The organism is Neobacillus sp. S1115, assembly GCF_055385565.1.
The window spans coordinates 1,820,324-1,838,822 of record NZ_AP038275.1; the positions used below are offsets into that span (position 1 = coordinate 1,820,324).

At 39.9% G+C, this 18,499-nt stretch carries 17 protein-coding genes; 14 read left to right on the top strand and 3 right to left on the bottom strand.

Annotated elements, in window-relative coordinates:
* Positions 1 to 60: 60 nt before the first annotated feature.
* From ACZ5B7_RS08935 to ACZ5B7_RS08995, 13 genes are all read left to right on the top strand, one after another.
* Positions 61 to 1,011, top strand: coding sequence for an AAA family ATPase (locus ACZ5B7_RS08935; protein WP_464493488.1), 951 nt, complete (start codon positions 61 to 63; stop codon positions 1,009 to 1,011).
* On the top strand, positions 1,008 to 2,204 hold the full coding sequence (locus tag ACZ5B7_RS08940; protein WP_464493489.1) for a DUF58 domain-containing protein: 1,197 nt from the start codon (positions 1,008 to 1,010) through the stop codon (positions 2,202 to 2,204). The genes ACZ5B7_RS08935 and ACZ5B7_RS08940 overlap by 4 nt, the downstream gene beginning before the upstream one ends.
* A complete protein-coding gene (locus ACZ5B7_RS08945) occupies positions 2,201 to 3,424 on the top strand; it encodes a DUF4129 domain-containing protein (protein ID WP_464493490.1) in 1,224 nt (407 codons plus the stop codon). Before ACZ5B7_RS08940 ends, ACZ5B7_RS08945 begins: the two co-directional genes overlap by 4 nt.
* Before the next feature lie 11 nt (positions 3,425 to 3,435).
* Complete coding sequence (locus tag ACZ5B7_RS08950; protein ID WP_464493491.1) at positions 3,436 to 3,990, top strand: glycerol-3-phosphate responsive antiterminator; 555 nt, start codon at positions 3,436 to 3,438, stop codon at positions 3,988 to 3,990.
* 129 nt (positions 3,991 to 4,119) lie between these two features.
* On the top strand, positions 4,120 to 5,610 hold the full coding sequence (glpK, locus tag ACZ5B7_RS08955; RefSeq protein WP_464493492.1) for a glycerol kinase GlpK: 1,491 nt from the start codon (positions 4,120 to 4,122) through the stop codon (positions 5,608 to 5,610).
* A 177-nt stretch (positions 5,611 to 5,787) separates the two neighbouring features.
* On the top strand, positions 5,788 to 7,479 hold the full coding sequence (locus tag ACZ5B7_RS08960) for a glycerol-3-phosphate dehydrogenase/oxidase (RefSeq protein WP_464493493.1): 1,692 nt from the start codon (positions 5,788 to 5,790) through the stop codon (positions 7,477 to 7,479).
* A gap of 310 nt (positions 7,480 to 7,789) precedes the next feature.
* Positions 7,790 to 8,056 carry a phosphocarrier protein HPr gene (locus ACZ5B7_RS08965; protein ID WP_213116509.1) on the top strand — a complete coding sequence of 89 codons (267 nt, stop codon included), beginning with the start codon at positions 7,790 to 7,792 and terminating at the stop codon, positions 8,054 to 8,056.
* Positions 8,056 to 9,768 (top strand): phosphoenolpyruvate--protein phosphotransferase, encoded by a 1,713-nt coding sequence (ptsP, locus tag ACZ5B7_RS08970; protein ID WP_464493494.1) that lies wholly within the window; start codon positions 8,056 to 8,058, stop codon positions 9,766 to 9,768. The genes ACZ5B7_RS08965 and ptsP overlap by 1 nt, the downstream gene beginning before the upstream one ends.
* 238 nt (positions 9,769 to 10,006) lie before the next feature.
* Positions 10,007 to 10,153, top strand: a complete 147-nt coding sequence (locus ACZ5B7_RS08975) for a hypothetical protein (RefSeq protein WP_464493495.1) — start codon at positions 10,007 to 10,009, stop codon at positions 10,151 to 10,153.
* Positions 10,154 to 10,347: 194 nt separating this feature from the next.
* A complete protein-coding gene (locus tag ACZ5B7_RS08980; protein ID WP_464493496.1) occupies positions 10,348 to 10,983 on the top strand; it encodes an FMN-dependent NADH-azoreductase in 636 nt (211 codons plus the stop codon).
* Positions 10,984 to 11,537: 554 nt separating this feature from the next.
* Complete coding sequence (locus ACZ5B7_RS08985) at positions 11,538 to 12,008, top strand: hypothetical protein (protein ID WP_464493497.1); 471 nt, start codon at positions 11,538 to 11,540, stop codon at positions 12,006 to 12,008.
* Between the two features lie 90 nt (positions 12,009 to 12,098).
* Positions 12,099 to 12,977, top strand: a complete 879-nt coding sequence (locus ACZ5B7_RS08990) for an NAD(P)-dependent oxidoreductase (protein WP_464493498.1) — start codon at positions 12,099 to 12,101, stop codon at positions 12,975 to 12,977.
* 81 nt (positions 12,978 to 13,058) lie between these two features.
* Positions 13,059 to 13,235: a hypothetical protein gene (locus ACZ5B7_RS08995; protein ID WP_213116503.1), complete on the top strand. Its 177-nt coding sequence runs from the start codon at positions 13,059 to 13,061 to the stop codon at positions 13,233 to 13,235.
* A gap of 36 nt (positions 13,236 to 13,271) precedes the next feature.
* On the opposite strand, the gene ACZ5B7_RS09000 is transcribed toward ACZ5B7_RS08995, so the two are convergent.
* On the bottom strand, positions 13,272 to 14,420 hold the full coding sequence (locus ACZ5B7_RS09000; RefSeq protein WP_464493499.1) for an aminotransferase A: 1,149 nt from the start codon (positions 14,418 to 14,420) through the stop codon (positions 13,272 to 13,274).
* 126 nt (positions 14,421 to 14,546) lie between these two features.
* Positions 14,547 to 15,026 carry a YkyB family protein gene (locus tag ACZ5B7_RS09005; RefSeq protein ID WP_464493500.1) on the bottom strand — a complete coding sequence of 160 codons (480 nt, stop codon included), beginning with the start codon at positions 15,024 to 15,026 and terminating at the stop codon, positions 14,547 to 14,549.
* A gap of 209 nt (positions 15,027 to 15,235) precedes the next feature.
* Between ACZ5B7_RS09005 and ACZ5B7_RS09010 the strand changes: the two genes are divergently transcribed.
* Positions 15,236 to 17,338: a sensor domain-containing protein gene (locus ACZ5B7_RS09010; RefSeq protein ID WP_464493501.1), complete on the top strand. Its 2,103-nt coding sequence runs from the start codon at positions 15,236 to 15,238 to the stop codon at positions 17,336 to 17,338.
* On the opposite strand, the gene ACZ5B7_RS09015 is transcribed toward ACZ5B7_RS09010, so the two are convergent.
* A complete protein-coding gene (locus ACZ5B7_RS09015; RefSeq protein WP_464493502.1) occupies positions 17,327 to 18,193 on the bottom strand; it encodes a metallophosphoesterase in 867 nt (288 codons plus the stop codon). The genes ACZ5B7_RS09010 and ACZ5B7_RS09015 overlap by 12 nt on opposite strands.
* Positions 18,194 to 18,499 lie beyond the last annotated feature (306 nt).

The window sequence follows — 18,499 nt, forward strand, 5'->3', positions numbered from 1 at the left end:
AAAAATTTGATAAAATAAAAGGACTACATATATAGAAGAAACTTCCAGGGAGCTGAGGGAATGGCCTTAATAGAAAATATCCAATCATTAAAGCAGGAGATTAGTAAAGTAATTGTCGGAAAAGACTTGGAAGTAGAGTTGATGGCAATTTCTTTATTGTTTAATGGACATATTTTACTTGAAAGTGTGCCAGGGACGGGGAAGACCATGCTTGCGAAAAGTTTTGCAGCAGCAATTGGCGGACACTTTTCAAGAATCCAGTTTACCCCCGATGTTCTTCCGAGTGATGTCACGGGAATCCAATTTTTTAATCCAAAGGTTCAGGAATTTGAGCTTCGCCCGGGGCCAATAATGGCTAACCTTGTCTTGGCAGATGAGATTAATCGAGCAACTCCGAGAACACAATCCAGTTTATTAGAGGTTATGGAAGAGAGACAGGTCACGATTGACGGTATTACTGTTCCGATTAATGAGCCGTTTATGGTCATCGCAACGCAAAACCCGGTAGAATCCCAGCAAGGGACTTTCCCGCTGCCTGTTGCGCAAATGGACCGTTTTTTTATGAAAATAAAGGTGGGTTATCCTACATTTGAAGAAGAAAAACAGATTATGCATAACGGCCAGGTAAATCCAGGGCAGAATCCAGTCAGTCCTGTTTTTTTACTTTCTGATCTCGAGGAGTTAAAGAAGGAAGTAAAAAAGGTTTACATGACAAACGATATTGAAGATTACCTGCTATCTATTGTCAGAAGAACGAGGGAGCACAGCAGTATTGAACTCGGGGTCAGCCCGCGGGGAACATTGGCACTTATGAAAGCTTCTCAAGGGAAAGCTTTTTTAAACGGGCGCACCTATGTAACGCCTGCTGATATAAAGTCAGTTGCTCCATTTGTAATCGGACATCGAATCATCCTATCAATCGAAGGGTCGCTAACCAAATCCCAAGAGGAGATCATTTTGGAAATTATCGATTCGGTTCCTGTTCCAGTAGAAGCGGGGGCAAACGGATGAACTGGAACAAATATTCAATAGAGGACCAGGTAATTCCTGGCCTTGTCGGTTTGGCCATTGTTATGATTATAATTGGACTCTATATCCAATCAAAATGGACTCTTTTTTTAGCCGGCTTTTTTCTGGCAATAATCATGTTTAATCGTTATTATTTGAAGAAAGTAGGGAACGGCCTTGTTTTAGAAGATAGAAATGAATGGAATCGCTTTTTTATTGGTGAGGAGGGTAACTGGAACATAGTGTTCAAAAACCATGGGTATCCAATCATTAAAGGGGAATTAAGAGTCTCCTTTGATTCCTATATAGCTCCCAAAGGAAATGAACAAGAAGATGGGGTTTCTTTGTACGAGGTTAATGTCCCTTTTTCCATTTTTACGAATCAAACAAAACAGGTGGAGATTCCATTTAGGGCAATCAAAAGAGGCATTGCTCGGATTCGCAAAATCGAATACCGTCTCCCAAGTTTAATTGGGTTTGGGGAAATGGTGTTAGAGTCCAGATTTCTGTTAAAACAACAGGCTGTTGTTTATCCATCCACCGTACCGGTAAAAGGTTTAACGGAACAAAAGACAATCCGCCAAGGACATAATGCCGTTCCCTTTTCTGTTTTTGAGGAGCGCCTCGGACCGTTAGGAACTAGGGACTATGTTTCAACCGACAGCTTTAACCGAATTCATTGGAAAGCAAGTGCTAGAAAGCAGATTTTACAAACGAAACTTTATGAAAAAATTTCTGAAAAGGGCTGCGTAATCGGCCTGAATATTTCTAATGGGCATTCCATTACCGGCGATCTTGAAACATACATAAGTGCAATTGCAGAATTTGCGTATTATGCCTATCAACAGCAACTCCCCTTTTCTTTATGTATCAACGTTCGAACAGCAGGGAGCACGCCTTTTCTTTATTTGCCCAAAGGGGAGGGAAAAGAGCATTTACAAAAGGTTCTGGAAACTCTTTCCTCCATCAGTTCACTTAATACAACCTTGCCCTATCATCAGGTTGTTTCATTCTATCAGCGCTATTTCGCAAGACAGCCCTTTTTTATTCATCTCGGAGTCAGGACTGAGGAAACAAATAGGCTGCTATTAAATGAAGCGCAAAAAGGTGTAAGATTAATGGAATTAACGATAGCAGCCGAAGATTGCCTTTTTGGTGAGTTGGAAATTCAAAAAGAAAGAAGGCTGCAGCTATGATGTATCGAATTGCAGCCGCATCCTCACATTTTATATTAGAAATAGTCATTGCTAATTTATTTCTGTTTTTATTTTTTATCGGTCAAAAAAGGTTTCCGCCTATTTTGCTGTTTTCTTCTTTAGGCTTTATCAGCATTATTTTATTTTTCATATTGCTAGAAAGGTTTGCAAGTAAGGGGAAATGGCTTTTTTTAGTCATTATCTTGCCGGCCATCGTCATCATCGGTCATCTTGGGGGGCTGTCTCTTTCTTTCGCATTGGTAATAGGTTTGTTTGTTTTTTGGCGAGGAATTTCCATTTATGATGAAAGTTCAGGGCTTTCAAAAATCATATTGTTATTTTTTTCATTTACTCTTGGGATTATCGCCCTTGTGTATTCCGCAATGATTTCCTATCCATATCAAAATGCGATTATTTTTCAAATTATCCTTTTTATTGTCGTCATCATAACGGACGGTTTCTGTAGGAAGTGGTCTGCAGTTACCAATGACAAAGCGAAATTTGCCTTTTATTTTTTTAGAATAATGGCGAGTGTGACAGTGATTGGAATTGCCTTTATGTTCTTATTAAAATATATTCAGCTGATTTTCTCGAGTATTTTGCAAGGTATTGTTTTTCTATTTTCAGGCCTTGCAGTCCCTGTGATACGCTTTATCGAATTTGCGCTATCCTTATTTGGCAGCAGCGACTATAAACCTACCACAAAGGTTGGGGAAGGTACAAACGAGGGATTTGACTATCAGCCAAGATCCTTCGAAGTAACGGAAAATGTTTTGTATTTTCTTGCTCTCTGCACTGTAGTTGGGTTTGTCATATATTTGCTTCGAAAGAAATCAAGACTGAAGGAAGCAGGCAGTCATTTTCATCATTCCGTGATTATTTCGGAAGGTGAGCCTGGCGGAGTATTCACCTCCAGTTTTAAAAGAAAGGCAGTGCCGCCGGATGATTTTATTCGAAAGGAAATTTTTCGGCTGGAGAAATTTGCGCAGCGTCTGCGTTTAGGACGAGCGGCAAACGAGACGCTTAAAGAGTGGCGGCAGAGGACTGGACTTCATTTGTCAAATGAAACCATTCAAATTTATGAAAGGGTACGCTATGGCGGAGATGAAGCTTCTATTGAGGATAAGAACTATGTTCAACAGGAAGCACAAGCATTAAAATTACAACTGAAGGAAATACGAAAAGAACAAAAAAAGCAGACATTTAAAACTAGTAGGTGAACTTAAATACGATGAAACAAAAAATCTTGCCGGCTTCTGGAAACATGAAGGAATTTGAGCGGTTTTTACAAAGTCCGTACCAAATTGGGGTTTTTTTAGATATGCATATTGCCCAGCTGAAAAATATTAATCAAATGGCCAAGCAATCTGGGAAAAAAATGATCTACCATGTTGACTTAATTCATGGCATTAAAAATGATGAATATGCAACGGAATATATTTGCCAGGAGTTTAAGCCGTACGGACTTATTTCCACAAAGGCTGGTGTGATACAGAAAGCAAAGCAAAAGGGAGTCATCGCGGTGCAGAGAATTTTTTTAATTGACAGCCACGCCCTTGAAAAAAGCTATAAGCTAATCGAAAAAACCCAGCCGGATTATATTGAAGTTCTTCCAGGGGCAATGCCGTGGATGATTAAAGAAGTGAAAGAACGCGTTAATATCCCGATTTTTGCAGGCGGCCTAATTCGTACAGCAGATGAGATCGAAAATGCCCTAAATGCAGGCGCCACTGCAATAACAACCTCAAAAAGAGAACTCTGGAACCTATTTGAAAAAATAGGTTGACACCGTTTTCCTAACTTTATATACTCAATTTAACAAGTTAATATTTTGTGACGGAGATAAGGAGAAACACAGTTGGTCGTTTAATGCGGCTAGTTTGTGGTTCTCCTTTTTTGAATGAGAGGTGTAAGTATGGAAAAGTATATTTTATCGCTAGATCAAGGAACTACAAGTTCCCGTGCAATTCTTTTTAATCAAAGTGGCGAAATAGTCTATTCTGCCCAGAAGGAGTTTTCTCAGCATTTTCCAAAGCCAGGCTGGGTAGAGCACAATCCCAATGAAATATGGGGTTCTATTCTTGCTGTTATAGCTGCTGTCCTCTCGGAATCAGGAGTTAAACCCGAACAGGTTGCCGGAATCGGTATTACCAATCAGCGGGAAACAACTGTTGTCTGGGATAAAGAGACAGGAGTTCCTGTTTATAATGCTATCGTCTGGCAGTCAAGACAAACGAGCGAAATTTGTGAAGAGTTAAAAGAAAAAGGGTATCAGGAAACCTTCCGTATTAAAACAGGTTTGCTGATTGATGCCTATTTTTCAGGAACGAAAGTAAAATGGATTTTAGACAATGTTGAAGGAGCACGGGAAAAAGCGGAAGCAGGGAAATTGCTATTCGGGACAATTGACACTTGGCTGATTTGGAAATTGTCCGGCAGGCGGGCCCATGTGACGGATTATTCCAATGCTTCGCGTACGCTGCTGTTTAACATCTATGAGCTAAAATGGGATGATGAACTATTGGAAATTTTAAGTGTTCCAAAGTCCATGTTGCCCGAGGTTCGCCCATCATCTGAGGTTTATGCCAACACAATTGATTATCACTTTTTTGGCAAGGAAATACCGATTGCCGGTGTCGCAGGCGATCAGCAGGCAGCCTTGTTTGGCCAGGCATGCTTTGAGAAAGGGATGGCCAAAAATACGTATGGCACAGGCTGTTTTATGTTAATGAATACTGGGGAAAAGGCTGTCCGTTCAGACCATGGTCTGCTGACAACGATCGCTTGGGGATTGAATGGCAAGGTTGAATATGCGCTCGAAGGCAGTATCTTTGTTGCTGGGTCGGCGATCCAATGGCTTCGCGATGGGTTAAGGATGTTCAAGGATGCAAAGGATAGCGAGGTTTATGCCGAAAAGGTGGAATCGACTGAAGGTGTATATATTGTACCGGCGTTTGTTGGATTAGGAACACCATACTGGGATAGTGAAGTGCGTGGGGCCGTATTTGGCTTGACACGCGGTACAACAAAGGAACATTTTATTAGGGCGACACTTGAATCACTGGCTTACCAAACTAAAGATGTGTTATCTGCGATGGAAGCCGATTCAGGTATTGAACTGAAAACCTTGCGCGTTGACGGCGGTGCTGTAAAGAATAACCTCTTAATGAATTTCCAAAGCGATATCCTCAATGTGCCGGTCGAAAGACCAGTCATTAATGAAACGACCGCACTTGGAGCAGCCTATTTAGCAGGTCTTGCGGTTGGTTTCTGGAAAAGCCAGGAGGAAATTTCAAAACAATGGGCTATTGATCATCAATTCAATCCAACCATGTCAGAAGAAATCCGGACTGGATTGTATGCAGGCTGGAAAAAGGCAGTAAAAGCAGCGATGGTTTTTAAATAATTAATAACCATTTGAAGAAAATTATGGTATGATATTATCAAGTTAATAAATTGTCTGGAGAAATTGGAGAGACCACAAAACATTATCTAAAAATAGATAATGGCTTTTGTGGTCTCTTTTTATTTCCCCTTTAAAAAGTTTGCATATAATATAGCAATTACATTGGAGGAAATGACGATGAAATTTTCAAATTTAAATCGTATTGAAATTGCAACTAAACTAAAAAGTGAACGATTTGACATTTTAGTAATTGGCGGAGGCATTACAGGTGCCGGAATCGCATTAGACGCGGCAACTAGAGGGATGAGTACCGCCTTGGTTGAAATGCAGGATTTTGCGGCAGGAACCTCCAGCAGATCAACGAAGCTAGTCCATGGCGGGCTGCGTTATTTAAAACAATTTGAAGTGAAGATGGTGGCTGAAGTTGGAAAGGAAAGGGCCATTGTGTATGAAAATGGACCTCATGTTACGACGCCTGAATGGATGCTCTTGCCCATGCATACGGGCGGTACCTTCGGCCCGTTCAGCACTTCGATTGGACTTCGGGTATATGATTTTTTGGCAGGGGTGAAAAAATCCGAACGCCGCAGCATGTTATCAGCTGAACAAACGCTCGCTAAGGAGCCGCTGGTGAAAAAGGATGGTTTAAAAGGTGGGGGCTATTATGTTGAATATCGTACTGATGATGCTAGACTGACCATTGAAGTGATGAAGGCCGCAGTTGAAAATGGAGCAATTGCCTGCAACTATACAAAGGTAACCAAGCTTATTTATGAAAATGGAAAAGTTGTCGGAGTAATTGTTGAGGATCAGATAACTGGTGACAAATACGAAATCAGGGCAAAAAAAATTGTTAATGCTGCCGGTCCTTGGGTTGATCATATCCGTGAAATGGACAAATCAAAAAAAGGAAAAACACTTCAGCTTTCAAAAGGGGTTCATCTAGTTATCGATCAATCCCGGTTCCCATTAAAGCAAGCAATATATTTTGATACACCAGACGGCCGAATGGTTTTCGCAATTCCGAGAGATGGGAAGGCTTATTTTGGTACGACCGATACTTTTTATAAGGAAGATGCAGTACATCCACAAATGACAAAATCAGACCGGACCTATATCATTAATGCAATTAATTATATGTTTCCAGACGTAAAGATTACGGAACAGGATATTGAATCCAGCTGGGCTGGTGTACGGCCGCTTATCTATGAGGAAGGAAAGGATCCTTCTGAAATTTCCCGAAAGGATGAAATCTGGGAGTCTAAGTCTGGTTTGATTACGATTGCCGGCGGCAAATTAACGGGGTATCGGAAAATGGCGGATACAGTTGTTGATTTGCTAGTTGATAAATTTCAAACAGAAGAAGGGAGAACGCTTCCTTCATGCCAAACAAGAAACATGCCGATATCAGGAGGGAATGTAGGAGGTTCCGCCAATTTTAATTCCTATGTTTCAAAACAAGTTCAGAACGGGACAGAGCTAGGGCTGTCCAGCAAAGAAGCTGAAAAATTAGCGAGAATGTACGGTTCAAATATTGACACAGTCTTTAACCTAATAAGAAAGAATAAGGATGACGCTGTAAAATACAAACTGCCTTTGGATTTATTTGCAAAACTAATTTATGCAATTGAGCATGAAATGATTGCTACCCCAATCGACTTCTTAAATCGCCGCACAGGTGCAATATTATTTGATATACAAACAGTTCGGAAATATAAAAAACAAGTAATAAATTATATGTCTGATAAATTTGGATGGGGTGACAAGGATAAGGCAAAATACTCTTTAGCGGTCGAAGAGGCTTTAGTGTCCGCTGTCATACCGGTCGATGAACCGAGCGATTTTCCCCAAGCAGTGAGCGAGAATTAAATAATTAAGATTAAAAAACAAAAGCCGTCCGTTTGGACGGTTTTTAATGTTTTTGACGTTTTTGTGAACGTAAACACAAATATTTGAATGAATTTAAAGAAAATGCTATTCTACCATTTGTACCATTATTATATAACCTTGATAGATAAATAATCATTACATGTTTGGATAACTTTCAGGGGAAAATAAATTTAAATTCTTTACTTTATTTCTTTAATGTCTTATTTGACTAAAGAAGGTATTTTGGCTATTTTATGAAAGTGAGCATTAATTTTTATTTATCTACATAAAAAAAGGAGTTTGATTGAAGATGGCAGAAAAACAATTTACAGTAACAGCAGATACAGGAATTCATGCTAGACCAGCAACACTTTTAGTCCAAACAGCTAGCAGATTTGATTCAGAAATCAATCTTGAACATAAAGGGAAAACAGTTAACTTAAAGTCGATTATGGGCGTTATGTCCCTTGGCATTGGCAAGGGAGCCGAAATCAAAATTACGGCGGAAGGCAGCGATGCAAACGACGCATTAAACAGCCTGGAAGAAACATTGAGAAAAGAAGGATTGGCTGAATAATGGCTTTTTTACAGGGTATTGCTGCATCAAATGGTATTGCCATTGCGAAGGCATACCGTCTTGTTGAACCAGATTTATCATTTGAACAGAAAAAAGTTGAAGATGCTTCATCTGAAGTAGCACGTTTTCGTGACGCCATGGCAAAAGCGAAGTCTGAACTTGAAATCATTCGCGACCGAGCAAAGGTTGACCTTGGCCCTGATAAGGCAGCCATTTTTGAAGCGCATCTCCTTGTTTTAAGTGATCCAGAATTAAATAATCCGATTGAAGATAAGATCGGGTCCGAGAACGTAAATGCAGAAGCAGCCCTTAAAGAAACTGCGGATATGTTTGTAATGATGTTCGAACAAATGGATAATGAATACATGAAGGAGCGTGCTGCGGATATCCGCGACGTGACTAAGCGCGTACTAGCTCATTTGTTAGGCGTGCAGCTGCCAAATCCAAGCATGATTGCGGATGAAGTCATTATCGTTTCAGAAGATCTGACCCCTTCGGACACAGCACAATTAAACCGACAATTTGTAAAAGGGTTTACAACAAATATTGGCGGACGGACATCCCACTCCGCTATTATGGCGCGCTCACTGGAAATTCCAGCTGTGGTTGGAACCAAGACAGCTACCGAAGAAATTCAAAATGGCGATTTGGTCATTGTCGATGGGCTAAAGGGTGAAGTACATATTAACCCAACCCCTGAACTCGTGGAGCAGTACAAGAAAGTTCATGAAGACTTCGAAACGCAAAAAGCTGAATGGGCCAAGCTTGTCAACGAGCCTACTGTTTCCGCTGACAGGCATCACGTTGAACTGGCTGCGAACATCGGTACTCCAAAAGATTTAAAAGGAGTCAAAGAAAACGGCGGCGAGGGAGTTGGCCTCTATCGGACTGAATTCCTTTATATGGGCCGAGATCAGCTGCCAACAGAGGAAGAACAGTTCGAGGCATATAAGGCAGTCCTAGAAGGCATGGAAGGAAAGCCAGTTGTAGTTCGGACATTGGACATAGGCGGCGACAAAGAACTTCCATACTTGGAAGTACCGAAAGAGATGAATCCATTCTTAGGCTTCCGAGCGATTCGTTTATGTCTGGAAGAGCAAGGGATTTTTCGGACACAGCTTAAGGCCTTATTACGCGCAAGTGTATACGGAAACTTGAAAATTATGTTTCCAATGATTGCCACTCTAGATGAATTCAGGGCAGCAAAAGCCATTCTTGAAGAGGAAAAGCAAAAATTAATCTCAGGCGGGCAAAAAGTTGCTGAAAAAATTGAACTTGGTATCATGGTTGAAATTCCATCGACTGCGGTTCTAGCTGATCAATTCGCCAAAGAAGTAGATTTCTTCAGTATTGGTACTAATGATTTGATTCAATATACAATGGCAGCCGACCGCATGAATCAGCGTGTCTCCTATCTATACCAGCCATATAGCCCATCAATTTTACGATTAGTAAAAATGGTCATCGATGCTGCTCACGCAGAAGGTAAATGGGCAGGTATGTGCGGAGAAATGGCTGGCGACGAAACAGCGATTCCAATTCTACTCGGTCTTGGACTTAACGAATTTTCAATGAGCGCCACTTCCATTCTTAAAGCACGCTCATTAATCAAAAATTTACAGAAATCTGATATGGAAAAGCTTGTGCAGAAAGTCTTGAACATGCAGACAACCGATCAAGTAATTGAAGCAGTAAATGCAGCTGTAAAATAATTGAAAACTCAACATATCTTTCAAAAGGACTGGCTAATATGGCTAGTCCTTTTTAACTGTTTTTATTTTCAATTTATTATGTTCTTTCAAAGAATTTTCAGTTATAATATTAGTCACAAAGACCTGAACTTTAACTTCATGCGATGTCGATAGTATGAGGAATTTCGAAAGTTTTCTAGGTAATTTGAATGAAACTTGGGCATCTTAAGTGTAAATCATTGTGGGAGTGGGTAGTATTATGGAACAAAAACCAGTACATTATGACGGCAGTTTCCATCTTGAACATGCAGAAAATGAAGTAAATGTTAATGAACCTTTTCTAATGACAGATGAAATGAGAAAAAACGTAGGTCAAAATCCTTATTCGGTTGACGTAACTGAATAAAAATTACTATTGGATTTGTCAAAATGACAAATCCTTTTTTTATGTTTCAAAAGCAAAATAATTGATACGTTAAAGTTTTTATTTTAAAGTTACCTTGATTTTAAATCGTTTCAAACTGAGATAAATTTTGATTGGTTAAAAAATATGATTTTGAATCAGACTATGTATATCAATCAACGAGAAAGGTGAATGACATGGCACAGGTTTTATATATCACAGCTCACCCTCATGATGAGGCTCAATCTTATAGTATGGCAGTAGGCAAAGCATTTATTGACACTTACAAACAAGTTAATCCTAATGACGAAGTGATCCATTTGGATCTATATTCTGAAAATATTCCTGAGATTGATGTGGATGTGTTCAGTGGATGGGGAAAGCTGCGTTCCGGACAGTCATTTGATGATTTATCAGCAGACGAAAAAGCAAAAGTCGGCCGCTTAAATGAGTTAAGCGAGCAATTTATTGCTGCAGACAAGTATGTTTTTGTTTCCCCTCTATGGAATTTCTCATTTCCTCCTGTCATGAAGGCATATTTTGATTCCGTGGCGGTTGCGGGTAAAACTTTTAAATATACGGAAAAGGGTCCGATTGGTCTGTTAACCGATAAAAAGGCATTACATATTCAAGCCAGAGGAGGCTTTTATTCCACAGGGCCGGCAGCAGATCTAGAAATGGGGCACCGTTATATTAGTGTCATGATGAGTTTCTTCGGTGTGCCTTCCTTCGAAGGACTGTTTGTGGAAGGTCATAATGCCATGCCTGACAAGGCTCAGGAAATCAAAGAAAAAGCAATTGCACGCGCAAAAGATTTAGCTCATACATTCTAATAACTAAGTGTGATGGAGGCTGTCCCAAAAGTGTAACTTTTAGGGGCAGCCCCTTTTTGTATGGCTATATCTATAACCTCCCGAACTAGGAAATCCTTGAAGCGTTCGGTCGCATATAGAGGCTATAGCCTCCCGTACCAGTAAACACTTAAAGCAATCAGTCACATATAAGGCATTTATCCTCTTTACTTTGGCTCGACTCCTTTTGGAATAAATATGTAATTTCCTACTTTTTTTTTTATTAATTGTGTGTTTAAGTTCACTATGAATACACCTGTTGATTTGCGCGGAAGGCACGAAGACTCCTGTGGGAGTACGGGGCAGGGGAGACCCCGCAGGAGCGAAGCGACGAGGAGGCTCCCCGTCACGCCCACGGAAAGCGAAGTGCCTGGAGCGCAAATCAACAGACCTGTTGTAAGGCCTATAATACTAAATAAATAATGCGGTTATTCATTGAACCATGAGAAATAAAAAGCTATCGAATTTATATTCCCCTTTATGTTTAACACCAAAAAATTTTGGCGATGGTGGAAGATATAAAGGAGTGGTTCAAAATGAATAAAAACATTAAGATTATTTTAGGCCTCTATATCATTTTCGGGTCTGTTTTATTAAGCGGATGTGGAATACTGACTTCTAATGAATTAATTGCAAACCGTTATGCGGATGCTCTGTTAACCAAAAATAACGAAATCCAATTTCGCTTTCGAATAAACAATGAAATTTTGGAGGGACACCAATTATATAAGGTGAAAGTAACCATCCACGATAACCGCTTGGCAGCTGCCATCGGCAGGCGGGAAATTGTCTATGGTGAGGAGCAGGTCCTTAACGGAGAATATATAGACGTTAAGGGGAAAAAGGAGAAATATATTTTTATGGACCCGATTCCGCTGCAAAAGGATTTGTATATCCAAGAGCTTCAAAATATGATTGAACAGAATAACGCTGTCTCTATCGAAGTGTTCAATAACAAAAAGGTCTTTGGCAGATCCTTTTTAACAAATTTTTCGTCTGAACTTTAAGACCGGAATAAAAAGTTTCGGTCTTTTTTATTACGATAATATTGGCGGAAAATGCTAAAATAAAAGCAAAAGACGAGAGGAGAGATTTTTTTGTTAACACCAGATAATACAGTAATCGGTTTTATTGGAATAGGTGTGATGGGTAAAAGTATGGCAGGTCATCTGCTCGCTGCCGGATTCCCTGTAATGGTTTATTCGAGAACAAAAGACAAAGCTGCAGGATTAATTGAAAAAGGAGCTTTATGGGTGGAAACCCCGAGGGCCGTTGCTGAAAAGGCAAACGTGGTCATTACGATGGTAGGGTACCCAAACGATGTTGAGGAGGTCTATTTGGGTGAAAACGGATTAATTCCAAATGGAATTCCGGGCAGCTATTATATTGATATGACGACTTCTTCACCTTCTCTGGCTGAAAAAATATACAATGAGGCTAAAAAAAGAGACATCCATACGATTGATGCTCCTGTTTCCGGCGGTGATATCGGTGCTAGGGATGCAAAGCTCTCCATTATGATTGGCGGAGACTACGATGCCTTTGAAGCCGTTCACCCGCTATTAAAATTGTTGGGAACCAATATTGTTTACCAAGGACAGGCAGGAGCAGGACAGCATACCAAGATGTGCAACCAAATTGCGATTGCTTCTAATATGATAGGTGTCTGTGAAGCCATTATTTATGCAGAAAAGGCAGGACTTGATCCTGAAACTGTTTTAAAAAGTATCACAGCAGGTGCTGCAGGAAGCTGGTCATTGAGCAATCTGGCGCCGAGAATGTTAAAAGGGGATTTTGAGCCTGGATTTTACATAAAGCATTTTATTAAGGATATGAAAATAGCCTTGGATGAGGCTGAACGTATGGATATGGAAGTGCCAGGATTGGCTTTGGCAAAATCCATGTATGATAAACTGGCTTCGCTGGGTGAAGAAAGCAGCGGTACTCAAGCTTTATATAAGTACTGGAAAAATTAGCGGACCGGCCACAAACTGCCAGGCATAAATACCTCCTGCCTACATGAAACTATTCTAGAAACTAAAATAGGAGGTATGTTTATGGCAAAGCGAACAAAGAAAAACGACCCGCAGCAAAAAAACAAAAAGGGTTTTGATTCTGCAGTATTAAATGAAGAATTTGCCCACGAAATGGGCTCTGCCGATACGAATAAAATTCACCATGATAAGGCAAAAAAGGTAAAAGCTGCGAAAAATAACGGAAAATATAAGGGTTGAATCCCTAAAAAAGTAAAAGAGGCTGATTGGCCTCTTTTACTTTTTTAGGAACTGTTCGATTCGATTTAGTCCTTCTTCAAGCGTGCCCATTGAGCAGGCAAAGGATAAACGGAAATATCCTTCTCCGTATTCAGAAAAAGCACTGCCGGGTACTACTGCTACCTTTGCGTCATTCACAAGTTTAACCGCAAAATCAAAGCTATTCAAAGCAATCGTGCTTGGAATTTTTATAAAGAAGTAAAAGGCCCCGTCTGGCTTGACCACTTCAAAACCCATTGTCTCAAGGCGCTGATAGACATAATCACGACGCTTTTCATATTCCTTTTTCATGGAAAGGGCATCATCAATCCCTGCTGTAAGCGCCTCATATGCAGCTTTTTGAGCAATGGAATTTGCACAGGAAACATTATATTGATGAACCTTTAAGATATGCTTGGCAATACTTTCGGGAGCAAACAAAAAGCCGATTCGCCAGCCCGTCATTGAATGGGACTTGGATAATCCGTTAATGACGATTGTTTGTTCTTTAAGAAAGCTTGCGATCGAATAGTGCGTCTGGTTATAGGAAAGCTCGCTGTATATTTCGTCGGCAAGAACGAAAATATCTTTATCCCTTAAATAATCCGCTATTTCCCGTAGCTCTCCTTCGTTTAGACTTACTCCGGTAGGATTTGATGGATAAGGGAGGACGATGCAGCGAGTCTTTTCTGTTATGTATGGTTTTATCATATTCAGCGTGAAGCGAAACTGATTTTCGCGAATATCGCAATAGACCGGCTGTGCCCCCATCATTCGAATCACTGGTTCGTAACCCGGGTATATCGGTCCGGGTAAAATAACCTCGGTGCCTTCCGTTAAGATGGTCCTTAAAGCAATGTCAATTGCTTCACTAGCTCCCATTGTGACGATTACTTCCGATTCCGGCTGAAAGTCCAAATGATACTTCTTCTTTACAAATTCACAAGCAGCCTTTCTTAATTCTATTGTGCCGGCATTATGTGTATAAGAGGTAAAATTATCAGTAATTGCTTCGATACCCGCCTTTTTTACATGCTCCGGGGTAGGAAAATCAGGCTGCCCGATTGTTAAGGAAATCACGTCCTCAACATGGGAAACCATATTGGAAAACCTTCGAATCCCTGAAATTTCAATATTTTTTACACGTTCATTAAGTAAATGCTCCAAAATTGTCCGTCCTTCCCGAGATAAAATCAATAAAAGTTATTTTGCTTAATTATAGAATATTTACAATAGATGTTTCTACTATTTAGAACAAATGAAAAAGGCCGGAAAAGTCCGGCTTTTAAACCACTATGAATATCTTTCACCCAATTTTTTAAAGATCGGTTTTTGATAGGTCCGAGGCCTTTTTCTCGGGCTGCCTGGCGGAGGATCTAACTCGGTTATGCCTGTATAGGTCTGCAGCAGGGCTTTTGCTGTATTAAGGGATAGTACTGCCTTTGGATTTCGGATATGTCCGTCCAATTTTCCTAAATGAGGAAGATCCATAAAGTCACTCTTAGTAGGCGGAATGTGAAATAGGTAATTTCCGCATTCTACTAAAACATCGGATTGCTGCTGACTATTTCTGGGATGTTCGGAAAAGTGAAGACCGACTTTTTTTGCTTTTCCTTCTTCAATTAATTTCTTTAATGATTCTTGTTTTAGTTTATACAAAAACTTGGGATTTGGCGCTGTCTTTGCATGCCGATTCACGATAAAGACAGCTTGTGAGAGGTTTTCGATGGTTAGGTTTACTTTTTTATGGGGGGATTTCTGGTCGGGATTCAAAATCATATCTCCTTTCTTTTTTAGACAATTATATTATACCGTTTTTTTTAGGAAAATAGAAATAGAATAAGTAAAAGAGGAAAAACTTTCGTAGAATAGTCATTATTTTCTATAAATTACTTCCAATCAAATTATTTCGTTGTAAAATAAATTTAGAAATATGGTATAGGATAAGGAAAAAATTTTATTTTGTTCGTGAGGATGATGAAATGACCCAATTCAATCAGTTTTTTATAAGTGAAATTGAATCCGGGAAAGCCGGGCCTAAAATACAGGAAATCATCTTCGATATTATTTTTCAATATATACAGGATATGGTATTTGTCGTCAAAGTGGAAGATGGCCCAAGCTTTCGATACCTGTTTATCAATGAGGCGGGAATGAGAAAGGCAAACTTAAATGTGGAGGCGATAGGGAGGTCTTTTCAGGATGTTCTGCCAGAGGCTTTTGCCAAATCGCTTCAGCGAATGTATGAGAAACTATTGAAAAAAAGGGAAATAATTACTTTTGACGATGTATTTTATGGAGATAACGGGAAAGAGGTTTACGGGGAATCCATCTTAACTCCAATCTATGATGAGGATAACGCCATCTGTTATATTGTTGCAGTTACAAGGGATATTACCGAATGGTCCCTTGAGAGAAAAAGAATCGCCGAAAGTGAGCAGCGTCATCGGTCTATAGTTGATCATAACTTGGATGCAATTATTATCATTAGCCCGGAAGGAAAAATAATCGAAGCAAACCCGGCTGCTGCTGTTTTGACGGGGTCATTGGAAAGGCATCTGTCAAATCGGTCGATTTATGATTTAATTGATGACCATGATTTGGAAAAGTTTAAAGGTCTTATCGAAGAGACATGTTCCGGTTTTTCTCTTGAGTCACTGGATTGTAAAATTTTGAACAATAAAGGGAAACGGCTCATTGTACATATAAAAACAGTACCAATTGTCGTATACGGGGAAATAAACGGGGTCTACATAATTTTAAGGGATTTGTCAGAGCAGGCAAAAAACATGGAAATGATAAAATTCATGGCATTTCATGATCAATTGACAGGATTATATAACCGCCGGGCACTGCTAGAACATTTAAATGAACGTATCCCGACTGACCATCATCCGGCAGATGAGTTCGCCTTAATCTCAATTGACTTGGACAGATTTAAATATTTGAACGATACGCTTGGACATTTGGCTGGTGATGAAATTTTAAAGCAGGTTTCCAACCGGTTATTACAATTCCAGAATGAATGCTGTTTTATTTACCGGGTTGGCGGGGATGAGTTTACTATTCTATTGCTTAACACAAATCGCTCCGGGGCTAATTTTTTTGTAGGAAAGCTGCTTACTTCTTTTTCTCGATCCTTTTATTTTAATGCCCATGAGTATTTTATCTCTCCAAGCATTGGAATCAGCATGTACCCGAATGATGGGAAGGATGCAGAAATGTTAATTAAGAATGCAGATGAGGCGCTTTTTCGCGTTAAGGAGAGAGGCCGGGCCCATTACCAATTTTATCGATCAGATATGAATTCGTTATTTACCAATATTGTAACTCTGGAAACTCATCTAAGAAGAGCGATAGACAGGGGCGAGCTTACATTGTATTATCAGCCCCAAATAGATGTCCGGACCGGGAAAGCTGCATCTTTTGAGGCGCTTCTGCGCTGGAAGAATACAGAATTCGGCTGGATTTCTCCAGGGGTTTTTATTCCAATCGCTGAAGATACAGGCCTTATTGTTTCCATAGGGAATTGGGTAATAGAAAATGCCTGTAAACAGATTAAAAGCTGGAATGATAAAGGGATCATGGGTATACGGATTGCCATAAATATTTCACCGAAACAATTTCAACAGCCTAATTTGGTTTCTTTTATTCAATCGATGATTAATAAATATTCAATTCAGCCTACATCATTAGAAATTGAAATTACTGAAGGCATTATGCGGGACATGAAGGAAACAATCCCCCTGATAAGAAAGCTAAAAGACTTGGGGCTTTTAATTTCAGTAGATGATTTTGGAACAGAGTATTCATCGTTAAACTATTTGAAAAGGTTCCCGATTGATTGTCTGAAAATCGACCAATCGTTCATCAAGGAGATATTAGACGATGATAAGGATGCGGCAATCACATCGACCATTATCCACCTTGGCAGAAGCCTTGGCCTTGAAGTGATTGCCGAGGGCGTTGAGAGGAAAGAACAGGCTGAATTTTTGATTCAGGCAGGCTGCCACAAAATTCAAGGCTTTTATTATTCAGAGCCTATCCCGCCAGCCTTGCTGGAAAATCGTTTTTTAACTTTTTAAAGTAAACACTGTAAGCTCTGGCTTGGCCATAAATCGGAAAGGCAGGCGTGTCGTTCCGATTCCCCTATTTACATAAAGATTTAGCTCATGGCCGCCGCGGACAATGTAATGACCTTCCTGATAAATCTTCGCAAAAGGCGGTATAACAAGAGCGCCTATAAACGGAAGTTTAACCTGACCGCCGTGACTGTGTCCGCTCAGCTGCCAGTCGATGGGGTATGAACTTGCCGTATCGGCCATATCTGGCGCGTGTGATAATAATATTTTAAAACAATTATTTGGCACATTTTTTATCGCTGTCGTTATATCAGGTCTGCCTAACATGCGGTCATCAATCCCAAGCAGGCTGATAAAACTGTTATCCGCTAAGGTAACTGAAACTGCCGAATTTAACAGGATAGTAAAACCCGCTGTGTTCATAATTTCCCGATATATTTCTGAGCCATAACCGCCATGATCATGGTTCCCATATATACAATACTTTCCTAATGGCGCATGCAATTTCTTTAGAATTGGCGCGAGCTGATTCGTTTCCAAATATTTATTTGGCTCGTCCATTAAATCGCCCGTAAAAACAATAATGTCTGGCTGGAGGTCATTGATGGTATCAACTAAACCTGTAAACTTATCCAAGGTATATTGAAAACCAAGATGGGTGTCGCTGAATTGGACTATTTTTTTTCCATTAAAGCTGCTGGGAATTCGTTCATGGATGATTTCCAACTCTTTAATTTCAAGAAGAGATGGTTCAATTCGATTTGCATAATAATATCCCCCTGCCCCCATTCCGAGGACTGTTAGCAGGGAACCAATTGTTCTTTTAATAAACGTCCTCCGAGTTAAATTTTGAAACATTTTTATTACCAGCCTATTTTTTTTATTAGAGTCCCTTATGTATTTTCAGAAAAAATAAAGCTTATTGCAAGATTAAAGGCTCATGTTAGTGTTTATTCTGAAAAATCATAAAAGATACCAATAAAAAGCAGCCTGGACGACTGCTTTTTGTTTTGTCTAAATTTATATGATTGTCTCTGCAAATAGGCCTGCTGATTTCCACTCCGGGCACTCGCTTTCCGCGGGGAGGTCCCGCGGAAAGCGAAGTGCCTGGAGTGCCAATCAACAGACTTGTTGAAAAGCTTAAACATTAATAATATTGAAACA